Genomic DNA, 3,518 nt, shown 5'->3' with positions numbered 1-3,518 from the left:
GGCCACGCCTGGCCAACAGCCAATCTCGCGACCCAGGCGAGCTCTGGGGGCAGGTCGATACTCATAGTGGATGCCGGAGCCGTTCTCGGTGTGGGTGGGGGGGAGGGGCGGCGAATGGGGCGCGGAGAGGCCGGGGCGTCAGGAGTGCTTGCCTCCGTGCCACGGCATCCCACCGTGGATTCCCTCACCGCTCCTGACGCCGTTGGTCAGGACGCTGGCCGCCTCCATGTTCTGCTCCTCGGTCCACTGGAAGCCCTTGGCCATCGTGTCCACACCGTCCGCCATGCTCCGCAGGACCTCGGAGGCCCCCTCGAAACCGGCCAGCAGATCGTTCTTCCCGCCCTGATACTGCTCCAGGAACTGCCGACCGGTCTCGTCGTCGCCCCACGGCGCGCCTAACTCGCTCAGCCGCGCGACAAGGGCGGACTTGACGTCCAGAATGCGTTGAGCCATCTCCCGGGTGGGAGCCACGGCTGCGGCGATCGCGCCGGTGTCCACACCGAGGTAGTCGTCGGCCATGGAAGCCTCCTGGTCATCCTTGATCACCAAACGAACGGGAACGCAACGCCGTTGCGTTTGGATCTTGAGGTGCTTGTCAAGGGGTACGGGAACGAGGCAACTGGGCCTCCTGGTAGATCAACTTGTTGCGAAGCGAGTCGATCAAGCACTGGAATCCCGTTGCAGGAGAAGTGTGTCATCACGCGAAGGATCGAGACGGCTGGGGGTGTGTACGCGCCCGGACATCTGGGTGAGTTGACGCAGATGTGAACCGGTCGCATACGGCGGCCGCGGCCGGCCCCCGCGCTACTGCACTCCTGTGCACCGCCGCAGGGCCTGGGAACTACGCAGTGCGCAGGATCGCGCGGAGCGCCCGGTCAGCGAAGGCGGTCAGAGCCGCGGGCCGGTCCGCGAGATCGTGGAACGCACGCACACCGTCGTGCTCCGTAACGAGGACAAGGTCCCGCCGGCGCCCCGGGCGGCACAACGGCTGAACGGGGAGCCCTACACCCTGCCCGAGGACGCCGTGGAATGGATCGAGGCGCTCGCGGCTCTGCGTCGCGAGGTGACCAATCCGAAGATCCACGCCTTTCGCCAGCACATCGCACTCGCCTGCGAGAAGACTGCGCAGGCGCTGCGTGCCGTAGGCCCAGGGCAGGGGAGCTGAGCATGCCCGGCTTGTCCCGTCCACGGTTGGCCAGAGGCCCGCCCGACGGCTCGTTCCGGCCTTCCTGACGGCACTTACGGTGGTGCGGTGACACCGTCATTCGACTCTGCTTCCGCGCCGGCTGTTGTGCCGGTCCGTGTCGTGCTGCCCGCCGATCCCCTGCTCGACACCCCGGCCCAGGAAGTCGTCGCCCGGCTGTGGAAGCGCCAGCAGACGCCGACGGGGCTGGCTCTACCAGGTCGGGCTTCCCGCGTACCGCAACAGCGAAAACGCGATGAATTGCAGTTGATGCAACACGCTGCGGCTCGCCAGAATCGCCGTTTCCGCTGATTACTCCTCCAACTCCCTTGCCGTGTCGGCGTCACAGCGGAGCCGCGACCAGGACGGTAGCGATAGACGCAACATTGATGCGTTTGATACAACAGCCGCCATGGTCGCTGAGGCACCCGGTTCAGCGCGTCTCCTCCTCGCTCCGAACGTCGTACACCTGGCCCCGGAATCAGCGGTGTTCACGGCAATGAAGGAGGGCTGGGCCCGGCAGCAACACGCCCGGTTCCTGAAGGCTTCGACGATCGAACCGCGGCTGCGTCTGATCAACCGGTTCGAGGTGTTCACCGGGCTGTACCCGTGGCAATGGACTCCAGCGGACGGCGAAGCGTTCATCGCGCACCTGCGTAGCGGCGCCAATCCGATCCGTATGTCGACGGCGCGGACGTACGAGGTGACGATCACCTTGTTCGTGGAGTACCTGCTGAACCGCCGGTACGGATGGGTGGACACCTGCCGGGAGCGGTTCGGGCAGGCACCTCAGGTCGTATTTCACGAGGCCAACTCGGTGGTGCACACGCTGGAGTACGAGGGCGACCCTCGGCGTCGGGCGCTGACCTACGACGAGGTCCAGGCCCTGTTCGACGCGGCCGATGCCCGGCCGGCCCAGATCCGCGGACACGGGCGGAAGGGGACGCTGACCGCGCTGCGTGACGCCGCGGTGCTGAAGACGATCTACGCCTACGGCACTCGGCGCACCGAGTCCTCCCTGGTCGACCTGGTGGACTTGCGTCGGCATCGGAAGAGCCCGCAGTTCGGGCAGTTCGGCTCGATGGCGGTGCGGTACGGGAAGTCGTCCAAGGGGGCGCCCCCGAAGCGGCGGACCGTGTTGCTGGTGCCGGAGATGGACTGGGTGGTCGATGTCCTGGGCGAGTGGGTGCATGAGGTGCGTCCCCGGCTGGCGCCGGGCCGGCATCCGGCATTGTGGGTGACCGAGCGGGCCGGGCGGATGTCGCCACGCTTGATCAACGAGGCCTTCACCACAGCTCGGGACGCGGCCGGTCTGGATGGGGCCCTCGATCTGCACTGTCTTCGCACTGCTACATCACGCACCTCACGGAGTTCGGCTACCCCGCGCGGTTCGTGCAGGTTCTCTTGAGTCCTCTGGACTGTGTCCTTGACGTGCAGCACGGGCCTGGGATGGGCGGAGATCTGTGTGGTGGAGGTGGTTATCTACCGCCGTCCATCACGCAGTTCCCCAGGAGGTCTGATGCTGGTGCAACGGGTGCTGATGCCCACCTCGTCGCTTGAGTCGTGGACCGTGCTCGGCGACGAGGGCGGCATAGTCGAGCCGATCGAGCGCTACCTCTCCTACCTAACCGACATCGAGCGGTCGCCGAACACGGTCAAGGCATACGCCCATGATCTGAAGGACTGGTTCGTCTTCCTCCACCGACGGGACCTGGACTGGCGCGAGGTCCGGCTGGAGGACCTGGGCGAGTTCGTTGCCTGGCTCCGCCTGCCGCCCGCAGGCCGCGACGGCCGCGTCACGATGCTGCCGTCGGCCGAGCATCACTGCGGGGTGACCACGGTCAACCGGAAGCTGTCCGCGGTCAGCGGTCTGTACGTCTTCCACGCACGCCACGGTGTGGACCTCGGCGATCTCGTCACTGAGCTGCAGCCGGTCCGCGCCCGGCGCTCGGGCTGGAAGCCGTTTTTGTATCACTTGGCCGGCGGCCAGCCTGAGCGGCGTCGCACGATCAAGCTGAACGCGCCGCGCACACATCCGACGATCCTGACCGCCGCCCAGGTCCAGGCGATCCTGGACGCCTGCACCCGACTGCGGGACCGGTTCTTGTTCGCGCTGCTGTGGGAGACGGGAATCCGGATCGGTGAGGCGCTCGGGCTCCGGCACGAGGACCTGGCTGCGGCGGAGGGCGAGTTGACGGTCACGCCGCGGGTCAACGACAACCGGGCTCGGGCCAAGTCCGGTGTTGTCCGGCGTTGGGTCCGTACTTGCTGGTGGGGTTCTTGCGGGGGCGGGCCTTGACGCGTTGACGGTGGCAGGCGGGGTGCAGGGCGTCGA

General features: G+C 67.1%; 5 protein-coding genes. 4 read left to right on the top strand and 1 reads right to left on the bottom strand.

The window, feature by feature from the left end:
• Nucleotides 1-138 precede the first annotated feature (138 nt).
• A complete protein-coding gene (locus ABZZ74_RS53045; protein WP_356951291.1) occupies nucleotides 139-519 on the bottom strand; it encodes a hypothetical protein in 381 nt (126 codons plus the stop codon).
• Between the two features lie 298 nt (nucleotides 520-817).
• On the opposite strand from ABZZ74_RS53045, the gene ABZZ74_RS53040 reads away from it, so the two are divergent.
• The 4 genes from ABZZ74_RS53040 to ABZZ74_RS53025 all read left to right on the top strand — a co-directional run bounded on the left by ABZZ74_RS53040 (nucleotide 818) and on the right by ABZZ74_RS53025 (nucleotide 3,482).
• Complete coding sequence (locus ABZZ74_RS53040) at nucleotides 818-1,165, top strand: hypothetical protein (protein ID WP_356951290.1); 348 nt, start codon at nucleotides 818-820, stop codon at nucleotides 1,163-1,165.
• Between the two features lie 87 nt (nucleotides 1,166-1,252).
• Nucleotides 1,253-1,495, top strand: coding sequence for a hypothetical protein (locus tag ABZZ74_RS53035; protein WP_356951289.1), 243 nt, complete (start codon nucleotides 1,253-1,255; stop codon nucleotides 1,493-1,495).
• Nucleotides 1,496-1,517: 22 nt separating this feature from the next.
• Entirely contained in the window at nucleotides 1,518-2,591 is a 1,074-nt protein-coding gene (locus ABZZ74_RS53030; RefSeq protein WP_356951288.1) for a site-specific integrase, read from the top strand.
• Nucleotides 2,592-2,702: 111 nt separating this feature from the next.
• Nucleotides 2,703-3,482 (top strand): site-specific integrase, encoded by a 780-nt coding sequence (locus ABZZ74_RS53025; protein WP_356951287.1) that lies wholly within the window; start codon nucleotides 2,703-2,705, stop codon nucleotides 3,480-3,482.
• Nucleotides 3,483-3,518: the final 36 nt, after the last annotated feature.

Source organism: Streptomyces sp. NPDC006476, from assembly GCF_040612015.1.
GTDB lineage: Bacteria > Actinomycetota > Actinomycetes > Streptomycetales > Streptomycetaceae > Streptomyces > Streptomyces griseorubiginosus_B.
Note: the sequence above shows the minus strand (reverse complement) of the source record. Positions and strands in the feature narration are given on the sequence as shown.